At 53.3% G+C, this 17,627-nt stretch carries 19 protein-coding genes; 1 reads left to right on the top strand and 18 read right to left on the bottom strand.

Translation table 11 applies throughout. The features are described from left to right. The 7 genes from ACPLUI_RS02470 to ACPLUI_RS02440 all read right to left on the bottom strand — a co-directional run. Positions 1–577, bottom strand: a 577-nt coding sequence (locus tag ACPLUI_RS02470) for an NAD(+)/NADH kinase (protein ID WP_424658689.1), incomplete at its 3' end; no start/stop codon positions are given. 37 nt (positions 578–614) lie between these two features. Further along, entirely contained in the window at positions 615–1,436 is an 822-nt protein-coding gene (locus ACPLUI_RS02465) for a TlyA family RNA methyltransferase (RefSeq protein WP_424658691.1), read from the bottom strand. Continuing rightward, complete coding sequence (gene dxs / locus ACPLUI_RS02460) at positions 1,433–3,352, bottom strand: 1-deoxy-D-xylulose-5-phosphate synthase (RefSeq protein WP_424658688.1); 1,920 nt, start codon at positions 3,350–3,352, stop codon at positions 1,433–1,435. The genes ACPLUI_RS02465 and dxs overlap by 4 nt, the downstream gene beginning before the upstream one ends. A 24-nt stretch (positions 3,353–3,376) precedes the next feature. Then, positions 3,377–3,964 (bottom strand): hypothetical protein, encoded by a 588-nt coding sequence (locus ACPLUI_RS02455; RefSeq protein WP_424658687.1) that lies wholly within the window; start codon positions 3,962–3,964, stop codon positions 3,377–3,379. Positions 3,965–4,775: 811 nt separating this feature from the next. Next, positions 4,776–5,666, bottom strand: coding sequence for a polyprenyl synthetase family protein (locus ACPLUI_RS02450; protein WP_424658686.1), 891 nt, complete (start codon positions 5,664–5,666; stop codon positions 4,776–4,778). Positions 5,667–5,671: 5 nt separating this feature from the next. Then, complete coding sequence (gene xseB / locus ACPLUI_RS02445; protein ID WP_424658685.1) at positions 5,672–5,929, bottom strand: exodeoxyribonuclease VII small subunit; 258 nt, start codon at positions 5,927–5,929, stop codon at positions 5,672–5,674. A gap of 10 nt (positions 5,930–5,939) precedes the next feature. After that, the gene (locus ACPLUI_RS02440; RefSeq protein ID WP_424658684.1) at positions 5,940–6,908 is read right to left on the bottom strand and encodes a TIGR01212 family radical SAM protein; all 969 of its coding nucleotides are present in this window, start codon (positions 6,906–6,908) and stop codon (positions 5,940–5,942) included. 122 nt (positions 6,909–7,030) lie between these two features. Between ACPLUI_RS02440 and ACPLUI_RS02435 the strand changes: the two genes are divergently transcribed. Further along, the gene (locus ACPLUI_RS02435) at positions 7,031–7,165 is read left to right on the top strand and encodes a hypothetical protein (protein ID WP_424658683.1); all 135 of its coding nucleotides are present in this window, start codon (positions 7,031–7,033) and stop codon (positions 7,163–7,165) included. Positions 7,166–7,238: 73 nt separating this feature from the next. On the opposite strand, the gene ACPLUI_RS02430 is transcribed toward ACPLUI_RS02435, so the two are convergent. The 11 genes from ACPLUI_RS02430 to accB all read right to left on the bottom strand — a co-directional run bounded on the left by ACPLUI_RS02430 (position 7,239) and on the right by accB (position 17,517). Continuing rightward, positions 7,239–7,871 carry a cyclodeaminase/cyclohydrolase family protein gene (locus ACPLUI_RS02430; protein WP_424658682.1) on the bottom strand — a complete coding sequence of 211 codons (633 nt, stop codon included), beginning with the start codon at positions 7,869–7,871 and terminating at the stop codon, positions 7,239–7,241. Positions 7,872–7,885: 14 nt separating this feature from the next. Then, the gene (locus ACPLUI_RS02425) at positions 7,886–8,737 is read right to left on the bottom strand and encodes a bifunctional 5,10-methylenetetrahydrofolate dehydrogenase/5,10-methenyltetrahydrofolate cyclohydrolase (protein WP_424658681.1); all 852 of its coding nucleotides are present in this window, start codon (positions 8,735–8,737) and stop codon (positions 7,886–7,888) included. Positions 8,738–8,800: 63 nt separating this feature from the next. Then, on the bottom strand, positions 8,801–10,009 hold the full coding sequence (gene xseA, locus ACPLUI_RS02420; RefSeq protein WP_424658680.1) for an exodeoxyribonuclease VII large subunit: 1,209 nt from the start codon (positions 10,007–10,009) through the stop codon (positions 8,801–8,803). Between the two features lie 43 nt (positions 10,010–10,052). Then, on the bottom strand, positions 10,053–11,462 hold the full coding sequence (gene gltA, locus ACPLUI_RS02415) for an NADPH-dependent glutamate synthase (protein ID WP_424658679.1): 1,410 nt from the start codon (positions 11,460–11,462) through the stop codon (positions 10,053–10,055). After that, entirely contained in the window at positions 11,462–12,313 is an 852-nt protein-coding gene (locus ACPLUI_RS02410) for a sulfide/dihydroorotate dehydrogenase-like FAD/NAD-binding protein (RefSeq protein ID WP_424658678.1), read from the bottom strand. The genes gltA and ACPLUI_RS02410 overlap by 1 nt, the downstream gene beginning before the upstream one ends. Positions 12,314–12,463: 150 nt before the next feature. Then, on the bottom strand, positions 12,464–12,961 hold the full coding sequence (gene nusB, locus ACPLUI_RS02405; RefSeq protein ID WP_424658677.1) for a transcription antitermination factor NusB: 498 nt from the start codon (positions 12,959–12,961) through the stop codon (positions 12,464–12,466). A 26-nt stretch (positions 12,962–12,987) separates the two neighbouring features. Continuing rightward, positions 12,988–13,224, bottom strand: a complete 237-nt coding sequence (locus tag ACPLUI_RS02400; protein ID WP_424658676.1) for a DUF2273 domain-containing protein — start codon at positions 13,222–13,224, stop codon at positions 12,988–12,990. A 2-nt stretch (positions 13,225–13,226) separates the two neighbouring features. Continuing rightward, a complete protein-coding gene (gene amaP / locus ACPLUI_RS02395; RefSeq protein WP_424658675.1) occupies positions 13,227–13,757 on the bottom strand; it encodes an alkaline shock response membrane anchor protein AmaP in 531 nt (176 codons plus the stop codon). A gap of 48 nt (positions 13,758–13,805) precedes the next feature. After that, the gene (locus ACPLUI_RS02390; RefSeq protein WP_424658674.1) at positions 13,806–14,207 is read right to left on the bottom strand and encodes an Asp23/Gls24 family envelope stress response protein; all 402 of its coding nucleotides are present in this window, start codon (positions 14,205–14,207) and stop codon (positions 13,806–13,808) included. Between the two features lie 76 nt (positions 14,208–14,283). Beyond that, positions 14,284–15,630 (bottom strand): acetyl-CoA carboxylase biotin carboxylase subunit, encoded by a 1,347-nt coding sequence (gene accC, locus ACPLUI_RS02385; RefSeq protein WP_424658690.1) that lies wholly within the window; start codon positions 15,628–15,630, stop codon positions 14,284–14,286. A gap of 18 nt (positions 15,631–15,648) precedes the next feature. Further along, positions 15,649–17,517, bottom strand: coding sequence for an acetyl-CoA carboxylase biotin carboxyl carrier protein (accB, locus tag ACPLUI_RS02380; protein WP_424658673.1), 1,869 nt, complete (start codon positions 17,515–17,517; stop codon positions 15,649–15,651). Between the last annotated feature and the right edge of the window lie 110 nt (positions 17,518–17,627).

Genomic DNA, 17,627 nt, shown 5'->3' with positions numbered 1-17,627 from the left:
CCAGGGGCCCTCCGGCAGAAAGGGAATAGGCAGTAGAACCGGTAGGGGTGGCCACAATCAGGCCATCGGCAGGATAGGTGCTGACGAAATCATCATTAACATATGTTTCCAGGTAAATGAGCCGCGCAAAGGCTCCTTTAGTAATAACTGCATCGTTCAGACCGATAACCCGTTCTACCGTACGTCCTTCCCGGATGACCCTCGCTTCAAGCATCATGCGTTCGTCAATGGTATACTGTCCGGCCAAAAGACGTTCCAGACCGGGCAAAAGTTCAGGCACATCAACTTCGGTCAAAAAACCCAGGTGCCCCAGGTTAATCCCCAGAAGCGGTATCCCCCGGGGAGCAGATTCCCTGGCACAGCTCAGCAGGGTACCGTCACCACCCAGTACCAGCAAGATTTCGATTTCCTTGAGGAGTTTTTCCCTGGGAATACCCAGTTCAGGCCGGCCCACAGAAGCTGCTGCATCATTGTCCATTACCACCCGGCATCCCCGTGCAGTCAGCCAATCAACAATTTGTTCCACCAGGCAGGTCACCTTTTGTTTGCCAAGGTTTACCACAAGGCCTATTTTCAATCGGGTCACCCCTTTTAGCCAAACCGCCGGCAGCGGATCAGTCCCCCCTGCCGGCGTCCAGTTCAGCATGTGCCTTTTCCACCACTGCCGGGATGGCAGAAGAAAGGTCCACCTGGTCAGGGGCAACCCGGTCAAAACAAACCAGAAACTCTATGTTGCCTTCCGGCCCCTTAACAGGCGAGAAATCAAGACCCCGTATACCCCAACCCAGACTTTTTATAACCCGGCAAACGGCAGTAATGACTTCCCGGTGCACCACCGGGTCCCGCACCACACCTTTTTTACCTACTTTCTCCCGGCCGGCTTCAAACTGGGGTTTAATCAGCGCTACACCGAAGGCATTGGGGGTAGTGAGCTCTTTTACTTTGGGGAGCACCTTTGCCAGGGAAATAAAAGAAACATCAATCACAGCTATATCTGCCGGGCACGGTATGTCCTGCGGCCGGACGTAACGTATATTGGTACGCTCCAGGAGTACCACCCGGGGGTCGCAACGAAGCCTCCAGGCCATCTGGCCGTACCCCACATCAACGGCGATAACCAGGCGGGCACCGTGTTGCAGAGCACAATCGGTAAACCCGCCGTGGGATGCCCCTACATCCAGGACCACCCGCCCGGTAAAATCCAGCTGAAAACTACGGATGGCTCTTTCCAGTTTTAGACCACCGCGGCTGACATAAGGCATGCGCCCCGTGACCTCGATCTGGCTCCGGGAGTCGACCAGCCGGCCCGGCTTATCCACCGGTCGCCCATCCACCATTACTTGACCGGCCATTACAGCCGCCCTGGCCTTTTCCCTGCTGGTAAAAATGCCCCGTTCCACCAGCAACAAATCCAGGCGCTGCCTGGTCACGGTCATGGCCATTGCACTCCAATTTTTGTTTTTTCCTTCTTCCTGCGTACACCCAGAGATTGCAATACGGTATCAACCAGCCTTTCTACTGTCAGGCCGCAGCGGGCCAGCAAAATGGGGCGGCTGCCGTGTTCGATAAATTCATCGGGAATTCCCAGGCGGATTACCTGCACGCTGCGCAGGCCCCTGTCCCCGAGCAATTCCAGAACGGCACTGCCGAAACCTCCCTGCAAAACGTGCTCCTCGATAGTGACCACCCTCCGGGTCCGCAGTGCATAGCGGGTAATACATTCCACATCCAGTGGCTTGACAAAACGGGCATTGATTACCGTGGCATAAATCCCCTGTTGCTCCAGAATAGAAGCAGCTTCCAGGGCCAGCGGAACCATGGTCCCGATTGCCAGCAGGGTAACGTCGTCACCTTCCCTGAGCACGCGGGCCTTCCCAACCGGCAGGGGGATGATTTCATCATCGAGCGGGCAGCCTGTACCGGAACTCCGGGGATAACGCAACACTGCCGGTCCCGGGTGCTCGAGCGCTGTTTTTAACATCTGGCGCAGCTCGTTCTCATCCCCGGGGGCCATGAGTACCAGGTTCGGGATAGATCTCAGGTAAGCAAAATCAAACACGCCGTGATGGGTTGCACCGTCTTCCCCGACCAGACCTGCCCGGTCGAGAGCCAACGTCACAGGCAGATTTTGCAGGCAGACATCGTGGAGCACCTGGTCGTAAGCCCTTTGCAAAAAAGTAGAATAAATCGCGACCACGGGCCTCAATCCGCCCGCTGCCAGGCCGGCACCCAGTGTAACGGCGTGTTGCTCGGCGATACCTACATCGAAAAACCGTTCAGGGAATGCGGCAGCAAAGCGGTCCAGACCGGTACCGGAAGGCATGGCCGCAGTAATGGCCACAATGCGCTGATCCCGGCGTCCAAGTTCTTCCAGGGTACGTCCGAATACCTCTGTATAAGAAGGAGGCTCACCGGCTTTTTTTATCACCCGACCTGTTTTGACTTCAAACGGACCAACCCCGTGAAATTTATCTGCATTCTTTTCCGCCGGCGGGTAACCCCGCCCCTTGTGGGTGAGTACATGTACCAGTACAGGTCCCCTCGTAACCCTGGCCTGCTGGAAAATATTGATCATGGCCTGGATATTGTGCCCGTCAATCGGCCCCAGGTAGATAAAACCCAGTTCTTCGAAGAACATTCCGGGCACCACCAGATATTTAAGGGAATCCTTAAGCCGCTCCACCGCTTTAACCACCCGGCGGCCGATGGCTGGGATGCGCTTTAAAAGCTGTTCCAGCTCTTCTTTACCTCTGGAATACATGGGGTCGGTACGGAGGCGGCTCAAATACTGGGCCAGGCCTCCTACATTGGGGGAAATGGACATCTCGTTATCATTCAAGACAACGATCAGATTGGTCTTATGGTGACCGGCATGGTTCAGAGCCTCAAAGGCCATACCCCCGGTCATCGCCCCGTCTCCAATCACCGCCACCACGGCGTAATTTTCACCCTTCAAGTCCCGGGCCAGAGCCATACCCAGAGCTGCGGATATGGAGGTGCTGCTGTGTCCCGTACCAAAGGAATCATGTTCGCTCTCCTGGGGCCTGGGAAAACCACTGATGCCTCCAAACTGGCGAAGCGTATGAAAGACCGGGCGGCGACCGGTAACCAGCTTATGCACATAGGACTGGTGGCCTACATCCCAGATTATCTTATCCCGGGGAGTTTGAAAAACCCTGTGTAAGGCCAGGGTGAGTTCCACTACCCCCAGATTGGGAGCCAGGTGTCCGCCGTTTCTGGCTACTGTCTCGATAATCTCCTGACGGATTTCGGCAGCAAGCTGCTGTAAGCCGGCCACGTCCAGAGAGCGCAGGTCCGCAGGAGAATTAATTGTCGAAAGCAGGTCTCCCATTTTTTCCCCTTCCCGACTCCTGTATTATTTCCCTGCCCGACGGTATTTTTTTCTGGCTATTTTTATCCCCGTCAATTCTTCAAAGGCAGCCAGTAATTTCCCTACCAGAAAAATAACTTCGTTAGCCCTCGAAATGGCTATACGCTTTCCAGCCGCTTTACCACCTACAGTAAAAGCAGCAATGAGAGCTGTTACCAACATATTCAACAGAGCCTGGTTAATACCCTTCCAGTAAAGCAAGATTTGTAGAACCAGGGCGATTCCCAGAGCACCACTTACCGTCCCGGAAATATCTCCGATGACATCGTTACAGATGTTGGCAACCCGGTCGGCGTTCCGGATCAGATATACCCCCTCCCTCGCCCCACGGACCCGCTTGGCCGCTTTGGCATGGAAGGGAGATTCTTCAGCAGCTGCCACTGCCGTACCCACTATATCCGCCAGGATACCGATCAGTATAATTATAACTAAAAAAAGAAAAGATAAAATAAGGCTTTTAACTCTACCGGCAAGCAATTCTGAAAACCAGAAAAATATTACGGCCAGTAAAAAAGAGGCCGTACCCACCATAAGTACGTACCGGCCTGAAACTGTAGATTTATTGTTTCCCAAAATAAGGTCACCTCATACGGGAAGCAAAAGATAATATATCCATGTAATATATCCATGGGGACAAGTGACAGCAGCGCGGGTAAATATTGTGGCTTGAGGTCCAGCAGGTTTTCCCAAGCAGCCACCGGCTGTCGCCAGACCGGCGGTTTCCCCTTCGGGCTGTTTCCGGGACGTTGCCGATCCCGGGGCTGGATTACCACTTAGTCCACACTGCAATCCCCGCGCTGCCCCGGTATTTCCGGACAGCCTAGGAGTTTTCCTCGACAGGATGGCCCTTTTCTAGCCTCTTTTGCAGTAACGGTTTCAGTCTACCGGTTGCCTTACCCCGGGCCCTTTGGGAAATAAAGGCACCGGCTTCAGTGACATCCACCGTTACCACTCAAGGCAGGCTACACTGCACGCAGCTTTCACCACATGCAGGTTCACACCCCAAGCCATAGTACGGCTTTCACGCTTTCCCACGCACTTGGGTCTCCGCGGAGTCAGGGTCCACGCCCGCATGCCTTTGCGGCTCGCCCTAACTCCTTAACTCCCAGTACCAGCCCCCGACTGGGCGTCAGCAGCCAGCACCAGGAACTTCATCGATGTGCCCGCGACGGATTTTTAGGCCCGTCTTCAAAAAAGGCATACCTGACTAGGATACTGCGTCACTCATCCCGCTTTCTAGTCCTGGAATTGTATTATAACATAAGCTCACAAATCAAAGCAAACGGTACTGCTAACCGTTAGGATGCTCCCCTGTTAGCAGCAGTTCGCCATTGATGCTAAAAGCGTTAAGGATTATTCACACGCGCCAGTTCTCCTTAAAGCTTTAAAAATCCCGCACAATTACAAACCTGACAAGCTCACGTAAGAAATCGGCACGCTCGTCAAAAAGCTCCAGGGCGTTCAAAGCTACCTCCACCACTTCCCTGGCCCTTGCCCTGGCCAAATCCAGTCCAAACAAAGCCGGGTACGTAGCCTTCTTATTTCTTTCATCGCTACCCACCGGTTTGCCCAGCCTGGTCGGGTCACCTTCCACATCAAGGATGTCGTCCTGGATCTGGAAAGCCAGACCCAGGTTTTCAGCGTAAACAGTCAGGGCTTCCAGCTCTGTTTCCCTGGCACCGGCTAAAATCGCACCTGCCCGCACAGCAACCCGGTACAAGGCCCCGGTTTTATGGCGGTGGATATATTCCAGAGTAGCAGTATCCACTGTGCAATCCGCAGACAGGGTATCCACCACCTGACCGCCAATAAGCCCCAATGTGCCAGCAGCTTCCGCCACCTCCTCAATAACCCGCACGACGCGTTCTGCCGGTACCAACCGGTTATGAGCATTTTTAGCCAGAAGAGCGAAAGCATGGGTTAGCAGGGCGTCCCCGGCGAGGATGGCCACCGCTTCACCATAAACCCGGTGGCAGGTTGGCTTTCCCCTCCGGAAATCATCATTATCCATGGCAGGCAAGTCGTCATGGATCAAAGAGTAAGTATGGATCAATTCCAGGGCACAGGCCGCAGGCAATACCCGGACAGGGTCGCCACCCACCGTTTCGGCTGCTGCCAGAGCCAGGACGGGACGCAGCCTTTTACCCCCGGCGAAGAGGCTGTACCGCATGGCCTGGTGAATTAAAGGCGGGTAAGTATCTTCTGATGGTAAAAGTTCGTCGAGTGCCCGGTCCACCAGGTCTGCCCTGGCTTTTAGTTCGGTCAAAAAGTCCAACTCGCTTACTCCTTCCTTTCCGGATTTAGCAGATCGGCAAGGGAGGGGTCGGAATCTTTCAATACCGGTTCTCCCTTTTCATCGGCAGTGAGTATGGAAATGCGTTCCTCAGCCTTCTCCAGTTCCTGATGGCAAAAACGGGTCAGGGTAATGCCTTCTCCGAAAAGGGCCAGAGATTTTTCCAGAGGCAACTGCCCTTCTTCCAGTTCCCTCACCACTGCTTCCAGCCTGGCCAGTGCTTCTTCAAACGTTAGTTTTTTCATGGCCAATACCTCACTTCCAGTTGAATCTCTTTCGCAACGCCGGGCCGTTTAAATAGTCGCAGCGCCGCCCCTGGTAAGTAGCCAGTTCTTCGAGTCTGGCTTCAATCCTCTGTTTCACCTGCCACCAGCTCACTCCCCAGTTGGAGAAAAGCACCCGGTCATAAGGACCGCGGCCGACCAGGCGCTGGATGACGATATCCGGGTGCAGGTATTCCAGAAATGTTACCACCCGGTCCACATATTCCTCCATAGGGATGATGGAGAACTCCCCTCGCCGGTACATTTCTCCCAACACGGTACCCCGGACGACGTACAGGGAGTGGAGCTTTACGTACTGCACCTGCAGGGCTGAGAGAATCTTGGCGTTTTCGATTACGTCAACCATATCGTCCCAGGGCAGGTTCAGGATAAGATGCACGCAGATCTCCAGCTCCCGCTCTCTGATGCGCTGCACCGCATCGATAAACTCCGCCAGGGTATGCCCGCGATTGACCCGCAACAAGGAATGGTAGTTGACCGTCTGCAGGCCCAGTTCAATGTCCATGACCAGATTTTTCTCCCGTCCTACTTCCGCCAGGAAATCCAGGTAACGGTCGTTAATACAGTCGGGGCGGGTGGAAATGGAAATGCCCACCATGTCTTCCCCGGCCGCAGCAGTCAGGACATACTCTTTAAATTGCTCAAAAGGCAGGTAAGTATTGGTAAAGGCCTGGAAATAGGCAATGAATTTATCAGCTTTATAGCGTTTACGGAAAAACTCGCGGTTGGCTGCCAGCTGTTCCTCCACCGAGAGACTGCTGGGGAGGCACTCGAAGCCCGCTCCCTCTTCGTCGCAGAAGATGCAACCACCGGTACTAATAGTACCGTCCCGGTTCGGACAGGTTCCGGGAAGGTTGATGGGGAGTTTATACACCTTACCCCCGAATTTTTCTTTCAGGAATTCTGAATAAACCCGGTAGCGGGTCTGGTTTGCGGACATGGCCGTCCCTCCTGGCCCCTATCTTACCACAAATGACTGGCGGCGCAAATACCCGCGTTTCTGCGGATGGTTTGACAAAGGAGCAGGTTGTTATGTATCGTAGGTAACAGGAGGTGCAAAACATGTCCCGGATAGACGAACTGGTTCGAGCCATAGAGGAACTCTCGCTGGAGGAACAGAAACAATTATTCGATAAACTGGCTGATCTACTGGACTTGCTGGGCTGGATCAAGCTGAATGAAGTAACGTTTTATTAACGAATAAAAAACCACGGGCGGATCCGCGTGTTGAGCAGACCCACCCGTTTCAATGTCAATGGGAAAACCTTTTTTACTTCATTCTTTCCTGAACCACAGCAACAGCTGCATCCTTCAACCGCCTGGCTTCCGAGACAATTCTTTCTTTTTCCGCGAGAATACCCTTGACATACTCCTCGTCTTTAATCATGGGTATGTTGATATCGGCACTCAAAAGGACAGCGTTGATGGCGGCTTCACAGACGTATGCAGCCACGCCTGCGTCACTGATGGCCATTTTATTCCCAATTTTAGCCAGCCTTTCGGTAATCTCCAGAGCCTCCAGGAGGGTGCGAGCTACTTCCATCGGCGTATCAGTTGCCGTTTTCAGGGCCTTTTGCATCAGCTCATCCCTTCTGGCCTTTTCTTCCTCGGTGTTCCTGGGCATCCGGTAGACTTCCATGAACTTGCCGAAAGCAGCGATATCGGCCGCCACCAGTTTTTCCAATTTGTTAATGATAAAGTAAGCGGCACCTGTAATTTCTTTGACCTGGGGCTCCACATCAGCGAACTTGGGCTTCCCCACGGTAAGGTTGCCCACCATGGCCGTCATCGCAACCCCCAGAGCACCTACCATGGCGGAAACGCTGCCGCCACCGGGAGTTGGAGCATCGGAAGCAGCTACCGCAAGTATCTTACGAAACGGAAAATCAAACATTTCGCTCATTTACCTACACCTCCCTAAATCTTCCCCTGCAACCTGATGGCCTTCAGCACGTTCTTTTGAATCAACACTGTGGTCAGGCTCCCTACACCGCCGGGTACGGGGGTGATAGCTCCGGCAACCTCCCGGGCGTTTTCAAAGTCCACGTCCCCGCAGATACCGCCCTCCACCTGGTTGATACCGGCATCCACCACTACGGCACCGGGTTTGATCATGTCGGCCTTGATCATCTTCGGCTTGCCGACGGCGGCAATAAGGATATCGGCCTGACGGGTATGGTAAGCCAGATCGGCGGTTTTTGTGTGACATACAGTAACAGTAGCGTTCTGGTTGAGCATCATAAAGATGAGCGGCTTGCCGACCGTCTCACCCCGGCCCACGATTACCGCATTTTTACCCTTGATCTCAATACCGGTACGGAGCATAATTTCAATACAGCTCTGGGGCGTAGCCGGGAACAGGCCGTCCCCACCACTTAAAATGTAACCCCGGTTGATGGGGTGAACGCCGTCCACGTCCTTTTTCGGTGATACGGCTTCCAGTACCCGCTGCTTGTTCATGTGCTTGGGCAGAGGCAATTCAATCATAATCCCGTGTACGCTATCGTCTTTGTTCAAGCGATCTATGAGTGCCAGGACTTCTTCCTCAGGTGCGCTGCCGGGCAAGGTAAACAGCTCAAATTCAATGCCCACATTGGCGCAGGACTTCTCCTTGGACCGGGCATAAACCACGGAAGCCGGGTCGTCTCCGGCCAGGACCACGGCCAGCCTGGGGATAATGCCCCGTTCCCTTAATTGTGCCACCTCGGCCTTAACCTCTTCGCGGATCTCCGCTGCCACTTTTTTCCCGTCGATCAATGTTGCCGCCATGTTTTAAACCTCCCCCTTTTTTAACCTGTTGAATTCTTAACAAATCTGCTATATTGAAGATTGTTACTCTTCAACCGTTTCTTCCACCCGGCAATGAAGACGGCCCCGATACAACTCCACCTGTACTTTTTCCCCCGGTACAACCTCTCCCGCTCCCCGCACCACCTCACCTGTATCTACACGGGTGCAAATGCTGTACCCCCGGGCGAGAGTAGCCAGGGGACTCAGAGCCTGCAGCCGGCCGGACAACAAGGCCAGACGGCTCTGCTGGTGCAGGCGACACTGATCTATGGCTCTTTTTAAGCGCTGGAATAAATCGTCCACCACCTGTCCCCGAAAGCCACAGAGAACATCCACAGGGTGTCGGAATACCCTGCTTTGACGGCAGGCATCCAGTCTTGCCCGGCAGGTTTGCAGCTTTTCCCGTATGGCCCGCATCAAGCGCCCTTCCAAAAGGCCCAGATACCGTGCCATTTCCTCCCGGACCGGAACTACCATTTCTGCTGCCGCGGAAGGAGTGGGAGCCCGTACATCTGCAACCCAGTCAGCAATGGTAAAATCGGTTTCATGTCCAACAGCAGAGATTACCGGAATACCGGAAGCAAAAATGCTCCGGGCAACAATCTCGGTGTTAAAAGCCCATAATTCTTCCAGTGACCCACCCCCACGGCCTACAATGATAACATCACAGGCCTTCAGGCGGTTCAACCAGTGCAACGCCCGGCTGACCTCTCCGGGAGCAGTCTCACCCTGGACCGGTACGGGCACGAAAACAATCTGCAAGCCCGGCCAGCGCCGGCGAATAATCTTAACCATATCACGCAGTACCGCTCCAGTGGGCGAAGTAACAATTCCAATGCGGCGGGGTAAAAGAGGCAGCTTTTTTTTATGTTGTGGAGCAAACAGGCCCTCTTTTTCCAGTTTCTGTTTCAACTGTTCAAAAGCCAGATAAAGGGCACCCGTACCTTCCGGTTCCATTTCTTCCACATAAAGCTGGTATGTACCGCCCCGGGGGTAAACCGAAACATAACCCCGTACACGGACAGCCATTCCGTTTTCCGGCTGAAAAAGGAGGCGGTACCCCCGGGAACGAAACATGACCGCCTTAATGGAAGATGACTCATCTTTCAAGGTAAAGTAAAGGTGACCGCTGGCCGCCTGTTTGCAGTTAGAAATCTCCCCCTTTACCCAGAGGTTCAGCAAAAGAGGGTCGTTTTCGAAAAGGTTTTTGATGTGGCAGGTCAGTTCACTTACAGTAAGCACTCTGAGCATCAACCAGAAGCCTCGTTTATTGCCATTATTTTACCCCACAGGATCAAGCCTTTTTATTCATCAAATACTCGTGAATGGAACGGGCTGCTATGCGTCCCGCACCCATGGCCAGGATTACCGTAGCTGCCCCTGTAACCACGTCCCCACCGGCAAAAACCCCTGGCTTGGAAGTAGCCCCGGTTTGAGGATCTGCTACGATATTACCTTTCCTGCCCAGTTCCAGCCCCCTGGTGGTCCTGGGTACCAGCGGGTTAGGAGCCTGGCCGATCGCCACCACAACAGTATCCACATCCATGACAAATTCGGAACCGGGTATGGGTACCGGCCGCCGCCGGCCGGATTCATCGGGTTCGCCCAGCTCATAGCGTAAACACTCCATACCCTTCACCCAGCCGTTTTCGTCCGCCAGGATGCGCACGGGATTGGTTAAAAAGGCGAACTTTATCCCTTCTTCCCTGGCATGTTCCACTTCCTCGTGACGGGCGGGCAGTTCTTTTTCGGAACGCCGGTAAACAATCCACGACTCTTCCGCTCCCAGGCGTAGAGCGGTACGGGCCGCGTCCATAGCTACATTGCCGCCCCCAATTACGGCTACTTTCCTGCCTACCTTGATGGGTGTATCCCATTCAGGGAACAGATAAGCTTTCATCAAGTTGGTACGGGTCAGAAATTCATTTGCGGAATAAACACCACAGGAGTTCTCACCGGGAATGTTCATGAAATAAGGCAGACCCGCACCGGTGCCGATAAATACCGCGTCATAACCTTCTTCTTCCATCAATTCATCCACGGTGGCAAACTTACCGACCACTGCATTGGTAATGATTTCAACGCCCAGTTTTTTCAAATTTTCTACCTCTGCCTGTACCACCCGTTTGGGCAGGCGGAACTCGGGAATACCATACATGAGTACACCGCCGGCTACATGCAGAGCTTCGAAAACAGTCACCCTGTGACCCAGTTTGGCCAGGTCGGCTGCGCAGGTAAGACCTGCCGGTCCGGAACCTACCACCGCCACTTTGAAACCGGTAGGCGGGGCCACCTCCTGGGGTATCACACCCCGGGCCAGCTCCCAGTCGGCACAGAAACGCTCCAGACGACCGATACCCACAGGTTCGTGTTTTTTACCCAGTGTACAGTATTTCTCACACTGGTTTTCCTGCGGGCAGACCCGACCGCATACAGCGGGAAGGGCGTTCTTCTCCTTGATCTTTTTAATGGCACCGGCAAAATCACGCTCCGCCACCAGCCTGATAAATGCGGGAATATCTACCTCCACCGGACAACCCTGCCGGCAGGGTTCCTTTTTACACTGCAGGCAGCGCTTTGCTTCGGCCACTGCAGTTTCTTCGTCGTAGCCCAGAGCCACCTCGTTAAAGTTTCTGATACGCTCATGAGGATCCTGGGCAGGCATCGGGTGTTTTTGGGGGATTATTTCCTTTTTCTCGGCCATTATCTGCCACCTCCACATCCGCACTGGCATGTATGACGCTCTAATGCCCGTTGTTCTTCTGCCTGGAAGGTGGCTGAACGACGGGCCAGTTCAGCAAAATCCACCTGATGACCATCAAATTCCGGACCATCCACACAAACAAACCTGGTCTGGCCCCCCACGGTAACCCTGCAACAACCACACATGCCCGTACCGTCCACCATCAATGCGTTCAGGCTGACAATGGTCTTGATGCCATAATCTTTGGTGACATTACAACAAGCCCGCATCATGGGCTGGGGACCGATGGCCAGAACCAGGTTGATGTTGTCCTTGCCTCTCTCTTCAATAACTTCCTTCAGAACATCGGTAACAAAACCTTTGCGAACATAGGAACCATCATCCGTGGTTACAAAAAGTTCGGTGGAAACTTCCCGCATCCGATCTTCCCAGAATAGCAGTTCCCCCGTACGGGCACCGATGATACTTATCACGTGGTTACCGGCCTCTTTCAGCGCCCGTGCAATTGGGAACACAGGAGCTATGCCCACACCACCGCCAACGCATATAACCGTGCCGAAGTTTTCAATGTGGGAAGGGGTCCCCAGAGGTCCGACAAAGTCTCTGATGTAATCTCCTGCTTCCAGGGATCCCAGCTGTTTGGTGGTTTTGCCGACCTCCTGAAAAACGATGGTAATGGTACCCTTCTCCCTGTCGAAGTCTGCAATGGTAAGTGGAATACGCTCCCCTTCTTCGTGAATGCGCAAAATAACAAACTGACCGGGTTCACATTTCCTGGCAACTCTGGGTGCTTCAATAACCATTTGCTTAATAATTGGTGAGAATACCTGCTTGTCCAGAATTTTAAACATGAATTCTCTTCCCCCTTCCTATAAAGACGTTAAATGCATGTGGAGATTATTGAAAATAATTATCTTTTAATTCTATCTATGATGGCAAATTCCTGCCGGAATTACAACTTAATGAACATGACTTTCATAACAGACTTTCATAACAGGAAATTACTCTCCCTCCCTTTCTGATGGCGGATAAAACCCATCCGGATCTTTAACGACCCGGCCCAGAATACCATTGATAAAACGGCTGGAGTCCTGCCCTCCAAAGGTTTTGGCCAGTTCCACCGCCTCATTTACCGCCACGCTGTTGGGGACATCTTCCCGGTAGTAAATTTCAAATAGCGCCAGGCGCATGATATTCCGGTCCACCACTGCCATGCGGTATAACGGCCAGTCACGGCTTAAGCGGGCAATGATCTGATCAAAATCTTTGAGGTGGCCCAGGGTACCGGTGACCAGCTCACGGGCAAAAAGCAGATCCTTTGGACTCAGGGAAGCCGTTTCCACATCTTCTCCCCTCGCCCGCTCATTTTGATTAACTCTCCCGTGGTTCGGGGATGCCATTTTCAACAAATGATTAAGAGCTTCTTCAGGATCAACCTGTCCAACATCTACCTGGTAGAGAACCTGCAGTGCCGCTTCCCTGGCCTGCCTTCTACCCATATCATAACCTCCTGTTTTTTAAATGATTACCTTTCATGGAACAGTCGAAATAGTAGCTCTTTGAAATCCACCCGCTCATCCAGGTGCTTGCCTACAAAATATCCGGCCACCACACACAACGCCACAAAAAGCGCCTTAACAATACCATAGGTTATGGCAAACCATCCGAAGGCCAGACCTAAAATGACACCGGTAATTTTACCCCGGTGCCGCTTCCATAATTCTGCAAAGGTATATGCATCCATTGGCAGAATACACCTCATTTTTACTCCACCCGGGGCTTGCGGGCGGAAATACTCTTAACCATAATTGCAACGTCCTGCACCGTCACCCCGGTAACCTCGAACACCCGTTTTTTTACCTGATCCTGCATCATAGCTGCTGCCTCAGGGATATTTATGTCCGGAGTCACCGCCACCCGAACACCAATTCGGATGCCCTCTTTGCCCGGATAAACCCGGGCACTGGCTTCCCGCACTCCATTTTGCCCCAGAGCCACCTTTTCCACCAGGTCCTGGATAGCAGCAAGAGCAATACGTACCTCCCCCAGAGCAGCCTCGTGAATTACCGCCTGACGCCGGCGCGGGCGCACGCCTACCCACAACAAACGAACACCTGTTAAAATGAACAGAACTAAAATAGCGATGGCTGCCTCCCGCTGGGCAATAACCATATTCAACCCTTCCCACACCCGGGAGGGAACAATAAGACCCGTTACGGCAGCCATAGCCCAGCACAGGGTCAGTGTGATAACAAGAGTATAGATCACGAGGAGGCCGCGGTCAAAGGGCCCCATAAATAATGTAACCTCCTAAAATCTTATTTTCCCTTTATCTCCTGAAGCTCAACGGACCCGGTGCTCTTCCTCCTTACCCTCCTGGCTGAAAGCTACTCCCTGGATATTAACGTTAACCTCGACCACCGAAAGTCCGGTCATAGCCTCTATGGCTTTTTTTACGTTTTCCTGGATCTCAAGGGCTACGTCCGGAATGCGGGTGCCATAATCCACGATGACAAAAAGGTCTACGGCCGCTTCTTTTTCACCCACTTCCACTTTAACACCCCTGGACAGGTTCTTCCTGCCCAGCATTTCCACAATACCGCCCACCACACCGCCGCTCATTCCGGCTACACCTGGAACTTCGGTAGCTGCCAGGCCGGCAATTACCCTTACCACTTCATCAGCAATGCGGATAGACCCCAGGCTAGTTTGTTCTTCCCGGACCACCATTTCCTTGTTTTCCATAATAGACCTCCCCGCACCTGTCATATTTTACCTCGTGAATCCCATTATATCAGAACCACAGGACGTCTGCAACCAATCAGTCCATCAGGATGCGGCGCTGAATGAAATTGGTGTAAATCTCTCCCCGGCGGAAAAAGGCGTTATGAAGCACCCGCTGGTGAAAAGGAATGGTGGTCTTGATACCTTCAATGACAAATTCCCCCAGGGCCCGCTGCATCCGGGCAATGGCTTCATCACGATCCTGGCCCCAGGCGATAAGCTTGGCAATCATGGAATCGTAATGAGGAGGCACTTTCCAGCCTGGATAGGCTGCGCTATCCAGGCGGATCCCGGGTCCGCCCGGGGGCAGGTAAGCAGTAATCAACCCGGGAGAGGGGGCAAAGTTGCGGGCCGGGTCTTCTGCATTGATGCGACACTCAATGGCCCAACCCCGGACGTGAATATCTTCCTGTGTATAACCCAGCGGTTCTCCAGCCGCCAGGCGTATTTGCTCTTTGATCAAATCAATGCCGGTAACCATTTCGGTAACCGGGTGCTCCACCTGAATGCGTGTATTCATTTCAATAAAATAAAAGTTCTGGTGTTTGTCCAGCAGGAATTCCACGGTCCCGGCGTTGTGGTAACCCACGGCCCGGGCAGCTCTTACAGCCATTTCACCCATCCTCTGGCGCAATTCAGGAGTCAGGGCCGTGGAGGGGGATTCTTCGATCATTTTTTGATTCCGCCTCTGTATGGAACAATCCCGTTCCCCCAGATGGACGATATTACCATGCTTATCGCCCAGTACCTGGAACTCAATATGCCTGGGTTCGTCGACGTATTTTTCTACATAAACCTGGGCATTACCAAAAGCTGCCTGAGCTTCTGCCTGAGCCGTTTGCACCGCCCGGATTAAATCTTCAGGGCCCTGGGCCACACGCATGCCCCGCCCACCCCCGCCGGCGGAAGCTTTAACCAGCACAGGATAGCCAATTTCTTCTGCGACCTTGAGGGCCTCCTGTACGTCACGGAGCACCCCGGGTGAACCGGGTACCACCGGTACCCCGGCTTTCTCCACTGTCTCCCGGGCAACAGCCTTAGCACCCATTTTTTCCATGGCTGCGGCAGGAGGACCAATAAAGGTAAGCCCGCAGCTTTCGCAAATTTCAGCAAACCCGGCGTTTTCAGCGAGAAAACCGTAACCGGGGTGAATGGCATCCGCTCCCGAAACCATGGCGGCACTGATTATGTTGGTTATGTTGAGGTAACTCCTGGCAGCCGGGGCGGGGCCAATACAGTAAGCCTCATCAGCCATACGCACAGGCAGACTGTCCCGGTCGGCCTCGGAATACACCAGGACAGTTTTTATGCCCATCTCGCGACAGGCACGGATGATCCTCAAAGCAATTTCTCCCCGGTTAGCAACGAGTATCTTTTTGAACATGTCCTGCTCCCCGCCCATCTATTTTTCCCGGATCAAGAACAGCTCCTGTCCGTACTCGACAGGCTGGCCGTTTTCCACCAGGATATCTACAACTTCACCAGCTACTTCGGACTCAATTTCATTCATCAGCTTCATGGCTTCTATAATGCACAGCGTCTGGCCCTTCTCCACCACATCACCGACCTGGACAAAAGGCGGGGCATCAGGAGCAGGGGCACGGTAAAAAGTACCTACCATGGGTGCCCTTATCACGGTGAGGCCAGCCGTATCAATGGTTTTTTCCGGGACAGGTGCCGGCGGGGCGACCGTTTCCCGGGCCGGCGGTACCGGGGAATCCGCACCCGAATTCAAAGCCGTTGTTCCCGGCACGCCGGCTTTCCTTATGGCGACCTTCACCCCTGCACTCTCCAGGGATAATTCAGCAATGGCCGTCTGGTCAATTAGTTTGATTAACTCCTTGATTTCCTGTAAATTCATGCTTTCGACCTCCTTACGACCGGCCTTTTGTTCCCGTGTTCCCGGCTGCAGTGGACCGGGAGAAACCACGGGCTGGTGTCCCGGCCGGTTACGGTTCTCAAAGAATCTCTTTGCCACCTGGGGAAAGAGCGCGTAAGAAATGAAATCTTCTTCCGACTTCGCCAGGTGCTTGATCTCTTCTCTTATTTTGTCCATTTTAGGTTCCAGCAAATCGGCAGGCCGGCAGGTTATGGGTTTTTTGTCGCCCAGAATTTTCCTGGCCACCTCCGGATCTATGGGGGCCGGTGGCCTGCCGTACAGCCCTTCAACGTAGGCCCGCACCTCGCCGGGGATAAGCTTGTAACGCTCTCCCGTGAGAACGTTCAAAACGGCCTGAGTACCCACGATCTGGCTGGTGGGAGTAACCAGGGGAGGGTAGCCAAGTTCCGCCCGGACCCGGGGAATTTCCGCCAGCACCTCGGGCAGACGATGCAGGGCCTTCTGTTCTTCCAGCTGGGTAACCAGGTTGGAAATCATCCCGCCGGGCACCTGATGTTCAAAGACCCGCATGTCGTTAATGCGGGTGACCCCACGTTCATACCCCAGTGATTTGCGCAGATCTTCAAAGTAAGCTGCAATTTCAAAAAGGAGGTGGAGATCCAGGCCGGTATCGTAGGGCGTACCCTGCAGCGCCCGCACCACCGTTTCAACCGGGGGCTGTGAAGAACCGAAGGCCAGGGGTACGGAGGCGGTATCCACCACATCAACTCCAGCTTCGGCCGCCTTCAGATAGGCCCCCAGGGCCAGACCACCAATGTAGTGGCTGTGCAACTGTACGGGCAGACCAACGCGTTCCTTAATTAGTTTTACCAGTTCGTAAGCTCTATAAGGAGTAAGCAACCCGGCCATGTCTTTAATACAGATGGAATGTGCACCCATCTGGGCCAGGCTGACAGCCGTTTCCACATAGTGTTCGGTGGTATGTACCGGGCTGATAGTGTATACCACCGCCGCCTGGATATGCGCTCCTGTCTTTGCAGCCACCCTCATGGGTGCTTCAAAGTTGCGCAGGTCGTTCAAGGCATCAAAGATACGGATGATATCTATACCGTTTTCAACCATCTTATTGATAAAGGCTTCGACCACATCGTCGGGGTAATGCTGGTAACCAACCAGGGACTGACCCCGCAAGAGCATCTGCAGGGGTGTCCTTTTGATATGCTTTTTAAGCAGACGCAGGCGCTCCCAGGGATCTTCGTTTAAATAACGCATGCAGACATCAAAAGTGGCCCCACCCCACACTTCCAGGGAATGATAGCCAACAGCATCCAGTTTTTCCAGGATGGGTAACATATCCTCAGTACGCATGCGGGTAGCCCATAAACTCTGGTGACCGTCACGCAGGGTAGTATCAGTTATCTTCAAACCCATGGAAACCCTCCCCTGAAAAACACGTCAATACAAAAAATACTCAGGTTGCATAACTACAACCTGAACTGCTGACTTCTTTTTACTTTACCTGATTTTATTATATTAAAATC

This window comes from Desulfofundulus sp. (assembly GCF_049701015.1).
GTDB lineage: Bacteria > Bacillota > Desulfotomaculia > Desulfotomaculales > Desulfovirgulaceae > Desulfofundulus.
This window is presented reverse-complemented; position numbering and strand designations above follow the sequence as displayed.